This is a genomic window from Bacillus sp. JKS001846, from assembly GCF_900176455.1.
Taxonomy (GTDB): domain Bacteria; phylum Bacillota; class Bacilli; order Bacillales; family Bacillaceae_G; genus Bacillus_A; species Bacillus_A cereus.
The window spans coordinates 3303175-3323412 of the sequence record NZ_FWYG01000001.1; the positions used below are offsets into that span (position 1 = coordinate 3303175).

Below are 20238 nucleotides of genomic sequence, written 5' to 3' on the forward strand. Positions count from 1 at the left end.
TTTACACCCTCTTCTTTGTTAATTTAAGTAATACTTTGCTCAAGCTTTCTTCCGTAAGATCCTCTGCATCAGCAAAATCTGATACCGTAAAAGCAGACTCTGTTGTTGGTTTATTTATAAGTTGACGAAGATGCCTCAACATACCATCTGCTATCACTTGAATTTTTAATTTAGAAAACTGTTTCCTACTATACATCCAAATAAAATGTAACTTTTCATCTTTCACCATTCCGATAACATCAATTAGATGAGATGGTTTGGAATCTGGAGCATGATCTAAAAATGTAAATCCTGTCTCTTGCATAAACAAAGAGTCCCTTGAAAACACCTGATCAAATTGGCCCAAATAGTTAAAGCTTATTGAAGGCTTTTGCTGATAAAACGGAAGTAATCCTTTATTCAAGTAACGTAAAATGCCATAGTCAACTCCGCGATTTGGGATTCGACGCAATTGCTCTTTGACTGCCTTTAACCCTTCAATAGGTGTCTGAGTTCCTTGAAAATTGAGATGAACGGGATAAATACTCGTGAACCAGCCCACTGTCCTTGATAAATCAATACCTTCAATCATCTCTTCTCTCCCGTGTCCTTCTAGATGAATAGAAACGGTTTGCTGATTTGTACAATCGACGATAGCTTGTCCTAATGCCGTTAATAGTACCTCATCAATCCTTGTCTTATGAGTGACTAGAACTTCGTGAAACAATGCTTGTGTTTCTTCTATTCCTAAAGTCCTCGTCACTTGATCAATCGATTCTTCTGTCGTTTCTTGTATTGGATAGTCCATTGGAATTTTCATCGTTTCTTTTTCTACTTGTTCATTCCAATAATCCTTTACTTCTTTTGAAATACCCGAATCACTGTATGTCTGAAGTCGTTCAGACCATTCTTTAAAAGATGTACTTTTCGCAGGTAAGCGAATTTCTTGACCTTGTTTCATCTGGTTATATACCACCTGTAAATCTTCCAATAGAATCCTCCATGACACTCCATCTACTACTAAATGATGTATCACCCAGAATATTCGATCATTTTCAGTCAAGTTATCTTCAAAGTACACTACTTTCATTAACGGACCAGTAATTAAATTGAAACTAGCTTGATGAATATTCATCTCTTCTTGTATTATTTTATTCCACTCTTTTTCATTAACTTGATTCCGTTTTACAACATGGAGTACTGACAGCTCATCAGTCCCTTCATTTCTCTGTCTCCACGTTCCGTTTGGTAACTGTTCGTACCGGAAACGTAAAGCATCATGATGTTTCAGTAAATTTAATATCGCTCCCTCTAGTAATTTCACATCCAATCTTTCTTTTACTCTTAAAAGCATTGATTGATTCCAATGCTCTGTATGTGGATGTTCTTGCTCGAAGAACCAGCACTGAATTGGAGTAAGAGGCACATCACCTATCACAATTCCCTGCTCCGCTTGTACTCCCTGCGTTTCTATAGCCACTTGTGCCAGCTCAGCGATAGTTGGGCATTCAAACATTTGCTTTGGAGTCAGTTTTAACCCCACTTGACTTGCTTGAGATATGATTTGAATACTGAGAATCGAGTCGCCACCAATTTCAAAGAAATTATCATAGATTCCCACCTTTTTAACACCTAATACTCTCTTCCAAATGGTAGTTAGTATTTGTTCGTTACTATTCCGAGGGCCAACACATTCACTATTAATCTGCTTTTCCTCCGGCATAGGTAAGGCCTCACGATCAACTTTACCGTTAGTTGTAAGTGGAATAGCTTCCATCGCCACAAATCCCGAAGGAACCATATAACTTGGTAGTTTCGCTTTAAGATATTCTCTCCACGCATCTACATTTCCATCTCCTACAACATATGCTACTAATCGTTTATCGCCTGGCTGATCTTCTCTTACAATTACAACTGCCTCTTTTACATATGCATATGTATGTAAAGTAGACTCAATTTCCCCAATCTCAATTCGGAAACCACGTATTTTAACCTGATGATCAATTCTTCCATGATAATCTAGATTCCCATCTGGCAAATACCTCGCTAAGTCTCCTGTCCGGTATAATCTTGCTTTCAGATCACTACTAAATGGATGAGATATAAAACGCTCTGCTGTTAATTCAGGTCTATTTAAATACCCACGTGCAAGCCCTGCCCCGCCAATATAAAGTTCACCATCAACACCTATAGGAACAGGTTGTTGATAAGCGTCTAGTATATACACTTCTAAATCGGGAATCCGCTTTCCAATATTACTTCTTGAAACATGCTGCACATCATCTAAAGTAATTGGATAATATGTAACATGAACTGTAGTTTCTGTAATTCCATACATATTAATTAACTGTGGTTTTTTCTCCCCATACCTTTGAAACCACGGTAACAAGCTAGTAGGTTCTAACGCTTCTCCGCCAAATATGACATAACGCAGCTGCAAATTTTTATTCTTATCTTCTTGTTCACACACTTGTATTAATTGTCGAAATGCGGAAGGTGTCTGATTTAGAACTGTGACTTCTTCCTCCACCAATAATTGATAAAAATCCTTAGGTGATCGACTAATCCAGTACGGAACAACAACTAATTTTCCACCATATAATAACGCTCCCCAAATTTCCCATACTGAGAAATCAAATGCATACGAATGAAAAAGCGTCCAAGTATCTTTTTCATTAAACTGATACCAACAATCCGTCGATTTAAATAACCGAATGACATTGTGATGTTCTATCATAACGCCCTTTGGATTTCCCGTTGATCCCGAAGTATAGATTACATATGCCAGATTTTTGGGACCGACACTAGAAACCGGCAAAGTCTTACTTTCTTTCCCAATCTCATCTTGATCACGATCCAGGCAAATCGACTCAACATTTTCTGGTAACCAGTTCAATTCTTTTAAACTTTCTTGCGTTACGAATAACTGAATGCTAGCATCTTCTAAAATATATTGAAGTCGTTGCTCTGGATATGTTGGATCAAGTGGGACATAAGCCCCACCAGCCTTCAAAATCCCTAAAATACCTACAATCATCTCGTGGGAACGTTCAACGCACAGTCCAACTAAAGTATCAGGTCCTACTCCTTTTTTCTGCAGATAATGAGCTAACTGGTTTGCACGTCCATTAAGCTCCTTATAAGTAATTTTTTCTTTTTCATACGTAACTGCAATAGCATTTGGATAAATCATCGCTTGCCGTTCGAACATTTCATGAATAGTTACTTGAGGCGGGACATCCAGTTTAGGATTGTTGAACTCAACTAAACTTTTTCTTTTATCTTCCTCAGAAATGATTTCTATTTCAGCCACCTTCTGCTTTGGGTTTTCAAAAGTGTTTTCCATTATCGCTAACATCACGTTAAAAAACCGTTTTATCTCTTCCTTAGAAAATAGCTCCTCACGATAATCAATATGTACATGTAAAGAGTCTATATCAATTAGATTTTCAATATGCACTGCAAAATCTTGTACTTCTTCACGGTTTGGAATCCATAGTGAGTCACCACTTTCATCACGATCCCTATAATCAATCGTAGTTCCGAAAAGTCTCACATTACTGTTATTCTCTTTATTAATCTGCTTTAATAACAAATCAAATGGATATTTCTGGTGTCTTAATGATTTACTTTGTTTTCTGGACACCCTACTAATAAATGAAAGTACTTCTTCTTCTGGATCAATATCCATTCTTAAAGGAACTGTACTCACCATCATTCCAATCAATTTTCGTTCCATTTTAGTCATACGGTTGCCGTAAGCCATTCCTAAACCAATATCAAGCGATGAGGTCCACCGATACATGGACAACGAGAAAGCAGCAACAAAAAGGGTGTATAAACCAAAATTGTAATCTTCAGAAAATTTTTCTATCTTTCTCTTCAAATGCTCCGTTAATATAAACGTCTCACGTGATGCTTTGGTACTAACTTGGTACGTATTATAAGGCTTCAACCCGGTCATAGATGGCAGTGTTTTAAATTCCTCTAACCAAAATTTTTGATCTTTTTGAAAACGACTACTATTCAAGTATGTTTGTTCATTGGTCAGAAATTGAACATATGAATTTTTAATTTCGCCTTCCTCATTCTCGTTATGCATGTCATAATAATATTTTGCAATCTGCTCAGTAAATATTTGAATTGATAAACCATCCATAATAATATGATGAACATTTCCAAAGACTGCACATTCATTATCGTTTAATTTTATTAAAGCGAAATAGTATAAATTGGAATTAAATAATGTAAACGTTTCTTTTGTTTTCTGCTCAATCCATTCCTCAAGCAAATTTGTATTCTCCACATTACTGAAATCAAAAAACTCAAATTCTTGTTCTTCATGTTTAATAAAATATTGTTTCGGTTCCTGATGCCCATTTTCTTTTAACCTAATGCACAGACCGTCATTTTCACTGATAACGCGATTCACAACTTGGTTTAATTTTGAATAGTTCATTTTCCGATGAAGTTTAAATAAAAATCTTAAATTACATATTCCTTTATCAGAATGAATAACTTCTGTATACCATATTCTTCGCTGCGGATGGCTTAATGGATAACATTCCTCATTGGTCATAAAAATCTTCCCTTCAAAAATTATTTGCTCTTATTGGTTCGTGTTTATGTTTAGCCCATAAATATTTCTGCAGTGAAACTCCAATTACTCCAATAATAACAAGCCCAATCCCTCCATAAACATAGAGTTGAGTTACTCCAAATAAATGCACTAATGGGCCACTCATAGCAGGGGAAATAATTAAAACTGCGTTTGTTAAACTGCTTTGTATACCAAATACTCTTCCTACTTGATCTTGATCGGATTCTATTTGTAATATGACTTGATTAGATACAAGCATCAGCCCACTTCCAATACCAGCGATAAAACTAATTAAATAGGCTAAAACGAAGACCGTACCGGGCGTTATCAAACCAATCCCCCCAAAACCAATTCCCATTAAAACCATACCTCCACATACTACCCAGCCATATTGAAATTGTTTTAATTTCTGAGTTAGTAATGCACCAAGTATTCCGCCAAGACCAATAATAGAAATGATATATCCCATTTTACTTTTATCATGTGGGAATAAACTCTTAAATAAAGTTGGGAATTGTGAGTCTACTAATTGTAATACTGCCATGGCTATTGTAACGAAAATCATGGTTGATAATATTATCCGATTAGATAACACATAACCCCACCCTTGTACCCAAGCGGTCCAAGTACTTTGTTTTTGCTTTTCAACAAATTCTTTCGATATAGTTTCTTTAAATTTTATTGTGGGTATGAGAACTAAGGTAGCTAATAAACAACTTATAGCTCTTATAATGAGGCAGAACTCTGGTTGAAACCAACTCAGCAACATGCCCCCTATAAGTGGGCCTACTATCTTTGTACCCTGCTCTACTATTCCGTTGATACTTACTGCTTTAGTAAGCAAGTCCGGGGATACAATCTGTCTTGTTAGTGTTTGCTGTGCAGGATAATAGAAAACAATAAAAATGGAACGAATCATTAATGCCACTAAGAGCCAGTGGATATCTTGTACAAATAAAAGAGCAATTGTTATTAGACCAACCATTAGATTACAGAACATCATAATTGGAATTTTTCTAAAACGATCTGCAATAACACCTGCCCATGAGCCAAAAATAATTCCAGGAAGTGCATATGCAACAGGAATCAATCCAATCATAGTAGGATCTACTTCCCATTCAAACCCAACTATAGTCATAATCGCTAACATATCAATAAAAACACCAAGCATAAGCAATGAATAGGCAGAGAAAACTTGTAAATAAACCCTATTTCCTAATAGGCCTTTTGAATCAGTAGTTTTCATAAAAGCAAGCTCCTTAGGTTACTAATATAAACGCTTTTGCGTATAAGGTACCTCTTTATTAAACTTAATTAATCATTATTGACATCTCACCTAGAATTTAACTTCGTCAAAACTCAAACCACTCTTGTTTTTCATATATTTAAAATAGTCAGACAAACGAAAGCGTACCTATTTCTTCATTTTTATATCAACTGTTACAAAATATATCTTTACCTTACACTAATAACAGCTAAACGTTTCCTTAATATAACCCTTTACAGTCGTTTGCACATTCAATTCACATCCTTTTTAAAGTTGGCTTTTTTCTATCTCAAATACTATCACACAAATATTTCACCTACTATATTCATAAAGTTGAAATATTTGAATCAGAAAATTCGGATAAAAAACTAAATCCACAAATCATACCAAACAATTATTTAGTTATATTGTCATTTTATAGATAGCTTTAGCCATAAGGATATCAAGAATTAAGTTTTTTAATTTTATTAACATAATAGTTTATAGAGACTATAAATCCTACTAAACAAAAAAATAAATATACAATAAAGTATATTTATTTTTTCTTATCCTACATATTTTCTATGCAAATTAATTCCAATAACTAAAGTTGATAATAAAAATATAATATTACCAATCACTAATGTACTCATAACAAGAATTGAATAATATAGTATTAATACTTCTGCACCTACTACCTATTTTATTTATTGGATATTTATACTTCAAAAAAAATTACACATCATTCACAATTAGGATACATACCCAAAATATCATTTGAACATGTTATTATATTTTAAGATAATATAAAATCAGTTTTTCTATAAGAGAACTTAATTTTTATGTAGTACGAAATTGTTAGTAATACAGTATATACTAATTTAGTTATAAAAACATTTAAAGACCACCTATTTCCATAAGTGATCTTTCTTTGTGATTCTGTATTTGTGCACTACTGTAGAAATATATCGTAGAAACGCTTTGTTTGCTAAATGTTTAGTTCTTTCCATTTACTAAAAAACATAGCTTCATACACTTAATATCATATTCGTTACATTGCAAACTATTATTTTGTCTTCTGTACAGGCAAACTACTAAAAATCAATTCAGCAACTTTTACATATCCTTTTGAGTTTGGATGAATTAAATCCTTAGACCAAAGCGTATTGTCATTAACTAAATGATGATTCCAAAAATCAACATGATGAAGCTTATACTCTCTGCTCAGTGAATGTATAACTTCATTTGCCTCTAATAATTGTTCTTTTATTTCTTGTTTTTTTTCAGAAGCAAAAGGAAGCCTAACTGTAAAATCAGGAAGGTTTGCTATAATAATATCAGCCCCTGCTTTACTTAATGTATCTATCATAAATTCCATATCGTTCTTATATGCATCATGATTCCAACGTCCTTTTAAAACATCGTTTGCCCCTGCAATGAGACTAACCAAATCTGGATTAAAAGTTAACGCCTTTTCCAATTGCTGCAAGCGAATTTCTTCAGTTACTAACCCACGCTTTGCAAAATTGGCATATTCTATATCTTTTTCACACAGTTGAACAAAATGATCTACCCAGCTTTTTAATGCAATTCCCTCAACTTCATCCCCTATCCCCTCTGTAAAACTATCACCAATTGCTACAAATCGCTTCCACATATGTATTCCCCCTTTATTTTTAAACATATCTATACTATACAATAGCTCACACCGTAATTGTTATTTCTAAGTGGTTTTCGATTTCAATTATATTCCACTTTACTATATTTACATTTAGAATCCAAAATTGACCGATTCCCAAGTATACTAAGGAATCGGTCATATTCGTATATTTACTAAAGAAATAAAATCCCTCTAGGACTTATACTTTTTTCAAAAAATTTGTTGTTCTTTGTTTTGCCCAGTTGATACATTTCTTTTCGATTACATGATACGAAACTATAGAAAAAAGTAGTGTCATTGCAATGCACAAAGTAAGAAGAAAAAATTACACCCTGACATTCCAAGCTATCCACATAAGAATCTATAGTGCTTTGAAACCTTTTGTTTCAAACTAATATTTAGTTGTATCCTATAAAATTAGCTTTTTACTATATCAATCGTACGATCCCACATACCACTAAAAAAAGATCCTGTTTTACGTATAAAACGTGTAAGCCAATTTGCTTGTTCCACATCAGATTTTGTTACAAGGTCTATTTGTAATGAATTACCTGATAAGAACCCAGGATCTGTATTATCTTTAGACGAGATAATCATTTTACTAATTGTTACACCTTTTTTAATAGGCGCTTCTTGTTCCGTATTCGATACTTTAAATTCTTTTTTATAAATGTCTTTATTGCCCTTCGGCATTGGAAGTGAAACAGCTTGCTTCGTTTGAACTACTACATCTTTGTCTTTTGCATTTGCCACTCGAACTGTTTCATGTCCTTTTATTACTGAATCTTTTCCGTAGACATTCTTCACTTCAAAATTCGCAAATCCATAATCGTATAATTTCTTTGTTTCATCAAAACGTGCCGTATGAGATTTTGCTTTTATCACTACAGAAATTAGGCGCATACCATTTCTTTCTACTGTACCAGTGAAACAATCTCCCGCTTCTGGAGTCGTTCCTGTTTTCAAACCATCTACACCTTCATATTGCTTAATTAAACCTTTTAACATCCAGTTAAAGTTCGCCATATCAATTGGATATTTACCACCCTCTTGGAATGTTTTTTTAGGAATTTTTGCTGTATTTAATATTTGGGGAAAATCTTGAATAAGACGTTGTGCTAAAATTGCACAATCCCTTGCAGACATTTTATTTTTCTCGTCTAGAGTTGTCCCTTCTAGGTGATATCCTTTTAAATCTTGATTTGTTAAGCCAGTAGAGTTTACAAACTTATAGTCTTTCATACCAAACTCTTTTGACTTATCGTTCATCATTTTTACAAAATTGACCTCTTTACCAGCAATCTGTTCAACTAAAGCAATTGTTGCACCATTTGCAGAGTAAATTGCCATTGCCTCATATAACTCTTTTACCGTATAAGAGCCACCATTTTCTAATGGAACATTTGATAGTGAACGATCTTGCGAAATCTTATGTGCATATTCAGAGATTTTAACTTTTTGATCCCATTTAAGTTTTCCTTTATCCACCGCTTCATGAACTAAGTATTCGCTCATCATTTTTGTCATACTAGCAATTGCCAATGATTCATCTGCATTTTTTTCATATAAAATTTTTCCAGAATTTGCTTCTATTAAAATTGCTGATCCTGCTTCAACGTCTATAGCAGGATCTGTTTCCGCTGCTGCTTTTCCAATTGTAACGACCATGCTACAAAATAGTGTAAGCACTGTTACTATTGCAATAACTCTATTGCAAAACATACCTTTCACTTCTGTTACCTCCAATTTCTTTGTACTTAAAAAAAGCGTTATTTTAACATAATCCCGCAAAAAAATAGAAAGTGTTCTCAAATTGTATATACATATAAAACGTTAGAATCGCTTTCATATAGACCATCTCATCCGACATTTTCAGGTGCGCTAATACTTTGTATTCCCACACATATCCTTATTTTTAATCCCCTTATATTTTTCAAAATGATTCACACTTTCATATTTTTTAGGATTACAGTTAATAGACAATCTAAATAATACATTTGTTCCACATTTACAAAAAATAAAAAACTACACCCTATACTGGATGTAGTTTTTCTAACTGATTTATTTATTTTTCACTTCATTTTTATAAAAAGCAAATAATGGTTCGATGGATGGACTAGATAACAGCGGAATTGCCTTCTCAATCAATTTCCTATCCCAATCAAACCAACGCATTTCCATTAACATGTTTATTTCTGTATCAGTGAATCGTTTCTTTATTTCCTTAGCAGGATTTCCACCAACTATTGTATACGGCGGAACATCTTTACTTACGACTGATCCTGCAGCAACAATTGCACCTTCACCAATAGTAACGCTAGGCATTATTATAGCATTCATTCCAATCCAAGCATCACTTTTAATGACTGTATCTCCCTTAGGTTCATATGATTGTTTAATTTGCTCAGCGAATGGATATACTGTAATCCATTCTGAGTGATGATTATGATTACCACCCATTAAAATGACTACCCCGCTTGCTATGCAAACATAATTCCCAATAATGAGTTTGTCAAGGTGCCATCCCATCTGTTCAATTGGATTGAACAGTGCTTGGGACTTAGCATCTCCCCACAAATACCTTACACAGCCATCTTCAAAATTTTGATGACTATAATAGCCTGAATAATAGGAGTACTCTCCTACTTCAATGAGTGGATTTGTTACTATATCTTTTATATACTTTGTTTCTGACCAATGATTAAATAATGGATGCTTCATAACTTTATTCCTCGCTTCTAAGTATTATATATATTGCTATTTACTTAGAAGCTTACTACGACTGCTACATTTTTTAGCTTTCTCAAACGACGAATCATTATCTTCAAGCCTTTCTTTTATACTATAAAAAAGCATAACGCAATACATTACACTAGTCAAATTGTGTAATTTTGAACACATCTTAAACAGCGTAATACTGCAATAGGAACATGAAAACACTCTAACTTTGATACAAATAATATATTGATTACATTTAGTTCATATTTTGTAAAAAAATCTTAATTGCCATGACAAAGCAAACAATAACCACTATTGGTCGTATTAATGCCGTCCCTTTTGTAAGCACCATCTTCGCTCCAATATATGATCCTATAATTTGACCAAGCATCATAATCAACCCAATTGTCCAATCGATTTGGCCAAAAATAATAAAATATAACAAAGCAGCGAAATTACTTGTAAAGTTCAAAATCTTAGCATTTGCAGTCGCCCGTGTAGCACTATATCCACATAAAAGAATGAATGCTAAAGCAATTAAACTACCTGTTCCTGGGCCGAAGAAACCATCATAAAATCCCAGTAACGGAGCCACTGTTAACGCAAACAACAACATACTTATTTTTCTCGGTCGATCTTCGTTTGCTATATTTGGAGATAATAGAAAATAAATGCCAATAAAAACAAGTAAAAAAGGTAATATCATAATTAGATATTCTGCTCGTATCTGTAAAACAAGCCATCCACCGAAAACTGATCCAAAAAAGGTCATTAAGATGGACAAACGCATTTCTTTAAGATTAATTTCTTTCTTCTTAATAAAAAACACTGTTGCCATGAGAGTTCCGCTACTCCCTTGCAGTTTATTAGTTGCTATCGCTACAGAAGGAGACATACCTACTAATAACATTATCGGGATAGTTATCATACCACCGCCTCCAGCAATCGTATCTATCCATCCTGCTAATACAGCTACTAAAAATAGTAGTATGAGTAATTCAATAGTAAAATCCATACAAAGAATATGGGAAGGCTTGAGCTATTATACCCCAAACCTCCCCATCTTCCCTCCTCTCTTTAAACTAGTTAATTAAATCTTTAAAGTAACTTTCTTTCTGATCACGTAATCGGCTGGAAACGTATTGCCTGCAAACAATTCTTCTTCCGTATTTATTATTTCCAATCGGGATTTTATATTCTTCCTCAGATAACCTTTCTCTACCATGAGTTACATTTGTTTGTTTACCATAGTATGAATTTGGGATAATTAATAAATCTTCAGATGTAAGTGGAACCTTATAAGTAGGCGTTGTTCGTAAGAGTTCTAAAAACATGTCAAATTTCAATTTTTCTTCTTCACTTTCTCCTACATAAATCAATCTATTCTCTGCTCCATTTAAACAAGTTGCAATAATATCACCATTATCATCTAAAAATATAATTTGGTTTATTTCCCCTACAAATCCCGATATTTCACCATCAGCCATTCCTGCGATATGAGCAATAGGCATTTTACTTATCGCCAATATGTCATCTTTACTGAAGAAATTTTCTTCAAGATGCTTTTGAAGTAATTTTGGCGTTCCAATATGAGTTTGAGTTTTTAAATTTAACACTCCTTTTAATAAAAGAGCATCAACTCTAGTAAATTTTCCACAAGTAATTTCAGACACTATTCGTTCCACGGATTTATTAAGTCTATTTGATACAATTTCTAAATTCGTATTGAATGTTTTCAATCTTGCTTCAATATCTGATTGGTCTTTCATATCTGTATACACTGTGGCATCGTTATGTTGATAAAAGTTCCCGCCACCGGTGCTTGCACCGACATTTCGCAAAACTTCATCGTTGTTTAAAGGTGAAATGAGATGAAATCTATTTTTCCCTGCATGTTCGGATGGGTGAATTAAAGCATCATAATTAAAAAGTGTGGCAAAAAGCCAGGTGACCCATTCTGCATAAAAATGTTTTTTCATTCTATCGTGTTCGTCTTCACCATAATTAAAACCTCTGCGATTTTCCCCAGGTAATAGTGTTTCTATAGGATCACATGGAGTATTTTTAATAAGGATAGGCGGTACGTTCCCACCACAATTCGCTATTTTTATCATATGTAGTAGATTTTTCATGTCTGAATTCGGAGTTTTCTTTGAATAGTCAATCAAACAATTAAGCCACTCTTTTGAAAAATATGCTGCTATTTCTTGATCACAAGTATAAGGATTATGAGTTTTTAATTCATTTTCTATCAGATTCTTCATTTTATCCTTCAATAGATTCGGAATAGTAATTTCTTCAATTTCTGTAATCTGCAGTATTCCTTTATTCATTATAAAACCTCCGTTGTTTTATTTTTTACACCCTATCTTCTATTAAACAAACTATCCACTTCTTTTTTACTCCTTTACTTTTCGTCAGAGCTATTAGAATTACCGATTTACAAATAAAAAACATGGAGTATAAGAGATTTCTTCTTAGTTACATTTCCCCCACGAACCTCCATTGATTTGGCAAATTTAATTTGAAAATCTGATTCATTTTCATACTTTACTTTCAAACTATGTTTATATGATTTTCAATTCAAGTAAGAGTATTTCATTTTCTAAAGTTTTCCTAATTTTAAAATCAGAATTTTCAATACAACTATGTTAACATTAAAAATATAACACGAAACAAAAAAATGTAAATAAATAGTTTTTTTATAAAAAATAGTCAGACTATTTATAAGGTAATCCGTATTCCATTGAACCAACTACGGCCTCTCAATTTTATTGATAACAATAAAAAAGCCCCCTAAATGAATAGAGGACTTTTTCCAAGTATATTCTATTTTAAAGTTCTTACTTATCTTTTACTTTAAAAGATATTGCTGTAACTTCTTTATTAACAGTTCCATCCCGTTTGGACTTACGATAATCTTCCCATTCGCTAACGAAATATTGCTGTCTGAAATATCTCCTGTAAGTGCACAAGCTCTTGGAGATTGATATTTTCGTAAAATAATCTGATCCTCTTCTATAAACATTTCAAGAGAATCTTTTTCTACAATTCCTAAACTCCGTCTTATTTCCATTGGAATAACAATACGCCCCATACTATCTGCTTTACGAGTAATTCCTCTTGATTTCATAAAATGCCACCCTTTATATTTATCTAATATTACGGTATTCATTTTAGCAATAAACAACAATTAGGAATAGTTCGTATTACAGTACTTTTTTTAGAAATAAATAACAATTAGGAATAGTTTATGTTAAAATTCTTTCTTGTTTATTCTTGATTTTTAATATATTTTTCCTTGATCATTTTTATATATTGTTTTCTTTCAGTTAGTTCAAATATAAATAATGCTTTTTTTATGTCTGTTAAACCAACTTCATTAGAGTGCTGAACTTTCAATAAAATTGCACCTTTTTCAAAAAACAATTCACCTAATAAGTATAAAGTATTCATATTTATGGCTAATTTTATACCTATTTCACTATACTTTATTGCTTCTTCATATTGATTTGCAAGGTGTAAACATTTTGTTAACGTATGAATGAGTCTTAATTTGATTTCTTTTTCTCTAGGAAATTCTATCTTATTAAAATTAATTAAACTTTGTTTTAATATATTTATACTTTTCTCATACTCTTCATTTTCTGCATGTATTATAGCAATTGAATTCATTATGCTTATTTCTTTTTCTGATAAAAAGTTAGTACTACTTAAGGTTTGTTTTAGTGCTCTATTTAAAATGTCAAAAGCATTACTTGTTGCTCCATTTACATAATATATAGCAATCGCTTCATGCCATAATAAAAATTGTTTATCCTCTTTCGATTGGAAATTATTATCATTTTTCTCTTTTTTTACTATTTCATAAAGCTCATTATATTGTTTTTGTTTTACACAATCTCTCATTACACATTTTACATTTTCAATATATTTTATTTTTTTATTTTTGGTTAGTGCGAATATATAATTTGGATCAATACCAAGTCTTTCAGATAATTGATACAACAATATGCTAGATGGATAAATAATACCTTTTTCTATCTTACTAATTTGACTTTGTGAACATATTCCATGACATAATTCAGATTGTGACATGTTTTTTTTCTTTCTAAGTTCTTTAATAATAATACCAAGATTGTAGAATTCCATCTTTCCTCCCTCAAATGTAACACTTTATGAGTATAAGAATATTTTCCAACTTTTAATGTAATGTAAAATTGATATAGTTACAATTACTAATTATATGGATTTATAGTTTCTTTTACAAACTTGTATCACAATACGAGAAATTATTAAAATATGGTTCACTAATAATCAATGTGCGTTTTATTCACCCCCACTGATTATTAGTCCACCCCAGGCAGGCTTTTACAGGGAGTCCGACTTCTTTGCCACATCTAAATTTTGAGGTCGGAGTCTTACTACCCGCAAATAGCCGGATTAAAATAAATATGATTTTTCACCTTTATTTCTTTTAATAGTTTCTTTTGATTTTTATATAAATAATTTCGAAGGAGCGTATTTTATGAAAAGAATGTTGACCGAAAGAGAGTTAGAAGTGGCTATTTATGTAGCAAAAGGATACACAGATGCAGAAATTTCAAAAAAAATATATGTTACCCCTCGAAGAATTTCAACGATAATTAATCATATTAAAGAAAAATGGCATATTAATTCTAGAGTGGAATTAGGTATTTTAGTTTATCATTATGGTTTTATAGATGCACCCTTATTTTCAAATAAAAAAATTCAGCTATGTAAAAAGGTTGTACAATAGATAGCTGAATATAACGAGTTTAAATTGCAAATAAAAATAGAAGAGCAGACAAACTTTTATTATTTGGTTTACTCCATCACTTTTTAAATTTCAGACATTAATATAAAAAGGTTAGAGAATTAACTTCTCTAACCTTTTTATATACACTATTAGGTTTCAAACAGTAAAGATGCCCTAATGCTACCATTGATCCTGTTCCCTATTCAACCTTGTATAAACAAAAAAATCAGATATTACCACTATTCAAAACCAGTTACAATTCTCTCTTTCATTTTCTGTATTACTTCACTGCTCAATACTTTTTGACCAGCAGGAAGTTTTAATATGGCAGCGGCACCTTTACTAAGGTATATTTCTTGATCATTATTTTGATTTACTACCAATATTCCTTGCCCTTCAAATTCGAAATAACTAATATCTTTTGTTTCATTTGTATTATTTTTTATTGCTTTATATAATCCATATAAATCTTTACTTCTATTTTCTCCGCCCGTTCGAATCGGTTCAGTATCATTCGCAACAATTAGTCCTTCTGGCTGCTCACCCTTCATAATAAACCACAGCTTTTCATTTGTTGGTAATAGTAAATTCTTAAATTCAGAGCTATTTAAAATTTGCTGTGCTGGAATTGTTTCATAGATTGGTAACGAAAATGGAGATGTTGTTATTTTTTCAAAACTTAAATTTTCAGAAGAACTTCCCTTACTATATTGATAATCTTTTAATGCGATCGATTGTACTGATTCACTTTTATTTTTTGATGCATAACTAATTTTACTAGCGAAAATAATAACGGTCATTAAGCACATGCACAGTATCACAAGCTTAAGTAGTTTTCCCATTTATGAACCCCCGCTTTTAATATTATTAGTTTGCATGGATATTATAAACAGTTTCACTCCACCAAAAATTATTATTGTTATGGAACGTACTGAAATTATGATTATAATGATCACCATACCAAGGGTCCATGTATGTTATATAATCTGTTCCATTTGTCCCTTTATAAAATCCATCAAGTACTAGAAAGTGTCCGATGTTAGCTCCATTTTGCCACATAATGAGTGCAATCATCGGCTGATTACTATTAATTTGACTTTTGAACCAATCATAAGATTTTGCTCCAGAACTTATAGCTGAGCTAACACCATATCCCGATAATCCATATTGTATTTCACGTGAAGTTGCAGGATTATTATATGATCCACCCTTAACATACCTAACGTACTGATCTTGTGAAGGAGTTTTCCCAAAATAATTTAAAACTGAAACCGAAGTGCCTGCCCAACACCAATTTGATCTTTCTTGTAATATGTTAGGTACAGATAATTTACGGTCTGTTGGTGTACTTGGGGGATTTCCATTAATATACGCTGACGTTACATATACTTTTTTTCCATCTTTAAAATAATAAAACCAACGATTATCTAAATTTCCTGTCCAGTAATCTTTAACCGCTTCACCATACTCCCATCCTTTAAAAGATACTTTTGTATTTCCGGGAATCACATCTACAATATTTGCATTTAAACTTTTTGCCTCTCTAACATTTATATTCAATGGAGCTGTTGTTCCTGAAAATTCAACTTCTTCTGCTATTATTTTCTGAACACCAATAAAACTAAATGTGAAAAACAATAAAAACATACAAACAATAAAATGATTTCTTCCCTTCATTTCTCCACCCCTTTATCAGTACTAAAAAACATCAACAATTCATCCTTATTAATTGTTCAAGCTTAATATTACATACTAACGAAAAATGACTTCTCATAAAGTGAAACTTTAATCAGTAGTGGTTTTATTCATCCCCCACTGATTATTAGTTGAACCAATCGGGCTGCCCGGCAAATAGTGGGATAAATTCCAATACAAAAAAGGAGCCTATAAATTTTTATAGACTCCTTTTTATTTCGTCGTTATTACTTAGCTAATTCTTTCGTACCCTTCATTACATCAATGAAGAATCCCCAGTTATTCACTACAGAAGAGATACTGATATGTTCATCTGGAGTGTGGACGTTGAAAATGTCTGGTCCGAATGAAATTGCATCTAATTCAGGCATCTTTTGAACGAATGCGCTACACTCAATCCCCGCATGTACAGCGAAGATTTCAATTTCTTTATTGTATTTTTCTTGATGTACTTTTTCAAATAAATTACGAATTTGTGAGTTTGGATTGTATGGCCATTCTGGATACTCTGACTCTATTTCAAATGTAGCACCAACTAATTCAGCAATATATTTGATTTCTTCTGCAACATGTTGTTTTAAACTACTTACAGAACTTCGCACTTCGTTACGTAATTTAATTTCATCTTGCAACGTTTCAATAACGCCTAAATTTGTTGAACTTTCTACAAGACCTTTAATATCCATGCTCATACTTTGAATGCCATTTGGAATTAAGAATAATGATGAAATAAGCTGCTTTTGTGTCTCTTTAGCAAATACATTTTCAACTTTTTCATCCAATTTTGTCAGTGTAACATGAACATCTGGATCAACAGCACGCATTTCTTCTTGTAATACACGTGTCCATGATTCTAGTTTTTCTTCTACTTGTCCTACATCTTCTGTACGAATTAAAATTGTAGCTACACTTTCACGCGGAATTGCATTCGTTTTTAATCCGCCGTGAACTTCACTTATGTAAAACTCCGTATGTACTGATAAATCACGTAATACTCGTCCTAATACTTTGTTCGCATTACCGCGTTGTTTATCAATTTCCATACCAGAATGGCCGCCTTTTAGACCACCAACATATATACGGTATGCATCCATATTCGCTGGCGTTTCATCCCAAATTACTTGAATTGTTTCAACAGCTTTCGCACCACCTGCACTACTTACAAGTAATTTATGATCTTCTTCAGAATCAATATTTATAAATATCTTTCCTTCAAAATGATTTGGATCAATAGCAAAAGCTCCGCCCATTGTCGTTTCTTCTTCAGTAGTGATAACGACTTCAAGTGCTGGATGCGGAATTTCTTTTGAATCTAATAAAGCTAATGCATACGCAACTGCAATACCATTATCAGCACCTAAAGTTGTTTGATTTGCATATAACATGTCCCCAATGATTCGTAATTCAATTGGATCTTTTTCAAAATCATGTACTGTTGCTTGATTTTTTTCGCAAACCATATCCATATGACCTTGAATAATAATAGCTGGTACATTTTCATAACCAGCTGTTGCTTCTTTTTTAATAATGACATTTAATGCTTCATCTTGAATGACTTCTAAGTTACGCTCTTTTGCAAAGCCCACTAAATAATCACTAATTTCCTTTTCATTACCTGATCCTCTAGGAATCTTTGAAATTTCTGCAAAATGAAAAAATACAGGGTGCTTTGTTAATTGTTCTAAAGTAGAATACATTTTTCAAGCTCCTCTCAAAATGAAAAAATAATATGTAAGTCTCATATCATTATACCATGATTCATTATTTTATCTTTCTTTTAACTTTTATTGTTCATTTTATGTACAACACTCTTACAACATTGTAAGGGCGTTGTAATCTACATCGATTTTTCTCATTTAATAATAGTCGTATACTTTTTAAAGAAACACATTAAAGGAGATAAAGAAAATGAAAAAGTTTTTAGCAATTATTACACTATGTTTATTATTTTTTAGTTTTACTATTGGCTGTGAGAGAGCGTCACTAAATAGAATTGGTAAAGATGTATATTACATGCAGATAAAAGGCGAAGGAACTATCGAAAAAGTAGATCATAGAAACTTACGAAACTATACGCTGTCCGCATATGATGAAGATGGCGTCAAAAAACAAATTACATTTAGAAGTACAAAAAAAGAAAACAATCATAAATTAAATGAAGACGCGTTTTTACGCCTTTATGTAGATCAAGATGATAATAGCAACAATGAAATATCATCAATTGAAGTAAAGTCCTATGAAGAGATTCAGAAAACAGATTTACCTAAAAAAGTAAAAGATAAGTTTACTATTAAATAAAAAACAAAAGAAAATGCTCTATGCATTTTCTTTTGTTCTTTTCACCTGTATATATTTTGAACTACTATTATTCATCAGTTTCTCTAACCGATTTATATTCTCCGTTAATGCACCTTTCACAAGAGAGAAATCTGTATTGGATTCTTCTTTTTTTTCTTTAAAAAACGAAGACTTTTGTACATTGACTTCAGCCATCTCTTCTCCCCCTTTTCAAAAAGATACAACCTTTTATTTATATTATATAGCAAATGTAGAAAGAGTGTACACTTATGATTTTCTTTTTAATTCTTCTTCTAATTCTTCTACTTGCTGCAACGTATCCCCTTTTATTAAAGAGAAATCTGTTGTATCTTCGTTATCTTCTTTAAAAAAATCATTGTCATAATCTTTTACCACTACAATCACCTCTACATGCTAGTGTAGGAATGATTGTCCAATTTTATTCAACTTTGTCGGATTTTGTTTTTAATTTATGTATAGAAGAAAAGGACAGAAAAAGATTCTGTCCTTATTTACTAAAATAACTATGATGTATTGTTAAATTATATACATTTTCAAAATCCCGATCTTGCAGGTTATTTTTCTTTCCATCAATAACAATGAAAACGTCACTTACTATTTTTGCTGGTATAATCCCGACATTTTCTACTTGCACCGCTTTCTGCTCATTCAATTGCTCGATATGTTCTAACGGGACGATAATACTAAATTGTGAGCGAATACCACGAAAGTTTGTATTTAATTCCTTCGCAGCTTCAAAAACAACAATTTTCGCGCCAATCTTTTCCCCATATGAATCTAAAAATGCATTTAAGCTCTTTGTATATTCCTCTTCCGTATGCCATTCCATCGTACCGAATACTGCTGGATTAACATTTTGAATAATTGTCGTGTATATTTCTCCTCTTGCTTTAGATGCAATTAATGATCGTTTTATGGATTGAACTGTCTTGCCAATATCGCTAAATTTTGCACCCCATATTTCTGAAATATTAGGCGTTAAAATGAACGCAATATCAACAAAAATAACCATTGCAGTAAACATTAAAAGATTTTTCCAGAGGGTTAAATCGATTCCTTTTATCATGAAATACACGGTGACAGATATGATAAACAAACCATACCAAGTCTTTCTAATACGTTGCTTCTTCTCCTCGTACAACTCTTCATTTTTCCAATAAAAGAAAACAAGGACTACAAAGACAATCGCTAAAACAAATAAGCCAATTCGAATGTTAGAGATCATTAATCACATCACCCTC

At 32.4% G+C, this 20238-nt stretch carries 17 protein-coding genes and 1 pseudogene; 2 read left to right on the top strand and 16 right to left on the bottom strand.

The genetic code is table 11. The features are described 5' to 3' along the window. Position 1: 1 nt before the first annotated feature. The 10 genes and pseudogenes from B9A45_RS17670 to B9A45_RS17710 form a co-directional block, all read right to left on the bottom strand. Entirely contained in the window at positions 2-4558 is a 4557-nt protein-coding gene (locus B9A45_RS17670) for a non-ribosomal peptide synthetase (RefSeq protein WP_084064421.1), read from the bottom strand. Positions 4559-4571: 13 nt separating this feature from the next. After that, positions 4572-5825, bottom strand: a complete 1254-nt coding sequence (locus B9A45_RS17675; protein WP_000858613.1) for an MFS transporter — start codon at positions 5823-5825, stop codon at positions 4572-4574. Positions 5826-6891: 1066 nt separating this feature from the next. Beyond that, on the bottom strand, positions 6892-7482 hold the full coding sequence (locus tag B9A45_RS17680; RefSeq protein WP_000265873.1) for an SGNH/GDSL hydrolase family protein: 591 nt from the start codon (positions 7480-7482) through the stop codon (positions 6892-6894). Between the two features lie 202 nt (positions 7483-7684). Next, a pseudogene (locus tag B9A45_RS31765) lies at positions 7685-7810 on the bottom strand (acyltransferase); the annotation flags it as partial. A 92-nt stretch (positions 7811-7902) separates the two neighbouring features. Beyond that, on the bottom strand, positions 7903-9216 hold the full coding sequence (locus B9A45_RS17685) for a D-alanyl-D-alanine carboxypeptidase family protein (protein ID WP_016109985.1): 1314 nt from the start codon (positions 9214-9216) through the stop codon (positions 7903-7905). A 330-nt stretch (positions 9217-9546) separates the two neighbouring features. After that, complete coding sequence (locus tag B9A45_RS17690; protein WP_000682539.1) at positions 9547-10206, bottom strand: CatB-related O-acetyltransferase; 660 nt, start codon at positions 10204-10206, stop codon at positions 9547-9549. Positions 10207-10459: 253 nt separating this feature from the next. Beyond that, positions 10460-11218 carry a TSUP family transporter gene (locus B9A45_RS17695; protein ID WP_000347986.1) on the bottom strand — a complete coding sequence of 253 codons (759 nt, stop codon included), beginning with the start codon at positions 11216-11218 and terminating at the stop codon, positions 10460-10462. 67 nt (positions 11219-11285) lie between these two features. Next, on the bottom strand, positions 11286-12536 hold the full coding sequence (locus B9A45_RS17700; RefSeq protein ID WP_084064423.1) for a hypothetical protein: 1251 nt from the start codon (positions 12534-12536) through the stop codon (positions 11286-11288). 521 nt (positions 12537-13057) lie between these two features. After that, positions 13058-13336 carry an AbrB/MazE/SpoVT family DNA-binding domain-containing protein gene (locus B9A45_RS17705; protein WP_000842216.1) on the bottom strand — a complete coding sequence of 93 codons (279 nt, stop codon included), beginning with the start codon at positions 13334-13336 and terminating at the stop codon, positions 13058-13060. Positions 13337-13476: 140 nt separating this feature from the next. Next, complete coding sequence (locus B9A45_RS17710; RefSeq protein ID WP_000397984.1) at positions 13477-14355, bottom strand: helix-turn-helix domain-containing protein; 879 nt, start codon at positions 14353-14355, stop codon at positions 13477-13479. A gap of 376 nt (positions 14356-14731) precedes the next feature. On the opposite strand from B9A45_RS17710, the gene B9A45_RS17715 reads away from it, so the two are divergent. After that, entirely contained in the window at positions 14732-14983 is a 252-nt protein-coding gene (locus B9A45_RS17715; RefSeq protein ID WP_000827560.1) for a response regulator transcription factor, read from the top strand. Positions 14984-15222: 239 nt separating this feature from the next. Here the strand turns inward: B9A45_RS17715 and B9A45_RS17720 are convergent, their stop codons facing one another. The 3 genes from B9A45_RS17720 to pepD form a co-directional block, all read right to left on the bottom strand. After that, positions 15223-15825 (bottom strand): hypothetical protein, encoded by a 603-nt coding sequence (locus tag B9A45_RS17720; RefSeq protein WP_000517260.1) that lies wholly within the window; start codon positions 15823-15825, stop codon positions 15223-15225. A gap of 25 nt (positions 15826-15850) precedes the next feature. Continuing rightward, positions 15851-16660 (bottom strand): papain-like cysteine protease family protein, encoded by an 810-nt coding sequence (locus B9A45_RS17725; protein ID WP_000678508.1) that lies wholly within the window; start codon positions 16658-16660, stop codon positions 15851-15853. A gap of 245 nt (positions 16661-16905) precedes the next feature. Then, positions 16906-18375, bottom strand: a complete 1470-nt coding sequence (gene pepD / locus B9A45_RS17730; protein ID WP_016109980.1) for a beta-Ala-His dipeptidase — start codon at positions 18373-18375, stop codon at positions 16906-16908. A gap of 211 nt (positions 18376-18586) precedes the next feature. On the opposite strand from pepD, the gene B9A45_RS17735 reads away from it, so the two are divergent. Continuing rightward, positions 18587-18976 (top strand): YxeA family protein, encoded by a 390-nt coding sequence (locus B9A45_RS17735; RefSeq protein WP_000713866.1) that lies wholly within the window; start codon positions 18587-18589, stop codon positions 18974-18976. A gap of 18 nt (positions 18977-18994) precedes the next feature. On the opposite strand, the gene spoIISB is transcribed toward B9A45_RS17735, so the two are convergent. The 3 genes from spoIISB to B9A45_RS17750 all read right to left on the bottom strand — a co-directional run bounded on the left by spoIISB (position 18995) and on the right by B9A45_RS17750 (position 20222). Continuing rightward, the gene (gene spoIISB, locus B9A45_RS17740; RefSeq protein ID WP_000852629.1) at positions 18995-19171 is read right to left on the bottom strand and encodes a stage II sporulation protein SB; all 177 of its coding nucleotides are present in this window, start codon (positions 19169-19171) and stop codon (positions 18995-18997) included. A 72-nt stretch (positions 19172-19243) separates the two neighbouring features. Continuing rightward, the gene (locus B9A45_RS17745) at positions 19244-19372 is read right to left on the bottom strand and encodes a hypothetical protein (protein ID WP_000237818.1); all 129 of its coding nucleotides are present in this window, start codon (positions 19370-19372) and stop codon (positions 19244-19246) included. Between the two features lie 112 nt (positions 19373-19484). Continuing rightward, positions 19485-20222 (bottom strand): type II toxin-antitoxin system SpoIISA family toxin, encoded by a 738-nt coding sequence (locus B9A45_RS17750; RefSeq protein WP_000624977.1) that lies wholly within the window; start codon positions 20220-20222, stop codon positions 19485-19487. Positions 20223-20238: the final 16 nt, after the last annotated feature.

Excerpts from the sequence above, each read along its gene's own strand:
- B9A45_RS17670 (WP_084064421.1), bottom strand. The coding sequence starts at position 4,558 with ATGACCAATGAGGAATGTTATCCATTAAGCCATCCGCAGCGAAGAATA.
- B9A45_RS17675 (WP_000858613.1), bottom strand. The coding sequence starts at position 5,825 with ATGAAAACTACTGATTCAAAAGGCCTATTAGGAAATAGGGTTTATTTA.
- B9A45_RS17680 (WP_000265873.1), bottom strand. The coding sequence starts at position 7,482 with ATGTGGAAGCGATTTGTAGCAATTGGTGATAGTTTTACAGAGGGGATA.
- B9A45_RS17690 (WP_000682539.1), bottom strand. The coding sequence starts at position 10,206 with ATGAAGCATCCATTATTTAATCATTGGTCAGAAACAAAGTATATAAAA.
- B9A45_RS17695 (WP_000347986.1), bottom strand. The coding sequence starts at position 11,218 with ATGGATTTTACTATTGAATTACTCATACTACTATTTTTAGTAGCTGTA.
- B9A45_RS17700 (WP_084064423.1), bottom strand. The coding sequence starts at position 12,536 with ATGAATAAAGGAATACTGCAGATTACAGAAATTGAAGAAATTACTATT.
- B9A45_RS17705 (WP_000842216.1), bottom strand. The coding sequence starts at position 13,336 with ATGAAATCAAGAGGAATTACTCGTAAAGCAGATAGTATGGGGCGTATT.
- B9A45_RS17710 (WP_000397984.1), bottom strand. The coding sequence starts at position 14,355 with ATGGAATTCTACAATCTTGGTATTATTATTAAAGAACTTAGAAAGAAA.
- B9A45_RS17715 (WP_000827560.1), top strand. The coding sequence starts at position 14,732 with ATGAAAAGAATGTTGACCGAAAGAGAGTTAGAAGTGGCTATTTATGTA.
- B9A45_RS17720 (WP_000517260.1), bottom strand. The coding sequence starts at position 15,825 with ATGGGAAAACTACTTAAGCTTGTGATACTGTGCATGTGCTTAATGACC.
- B9A45_RS17725 (WP_000678508.1), bottom strand. The coding sequence starts at position 16,660 with ATGAAGGGAAGAAATCATTTTATTGTTTGTATGTTTTTATTGTTTTTC.
- pepD (WP_016109980.1), bottom strand. The coding sequence starts at position 18,375 with ATGTATTCTACTTTAGAACAATTAACAAAGCACCCTGTATTTTTTCAT.
- B9A45_RS17735 (WP_000713866.1), top strand. The coding sequence starts at position 18,587 with ATGAAAAAGTTTTTAGCAATTATTACACTATGTTTATTATTTTTTAGT.
- spoIISB (WP_000852629.1), bottom strand. The coding sequence starts at position 19,171 with ATGGCTGAAGTCAATGTACAAAAGTCTTCGTTTTTTAAAGAAAAAAAA.
- B9A45_RS17750 (WP_000624977.1), bottom strand. The coding sequence starts at position 20,222 with ATGATCTCTAACATTCGAATTGGCTTATTTGTTTTAGCGATTGTCTTT.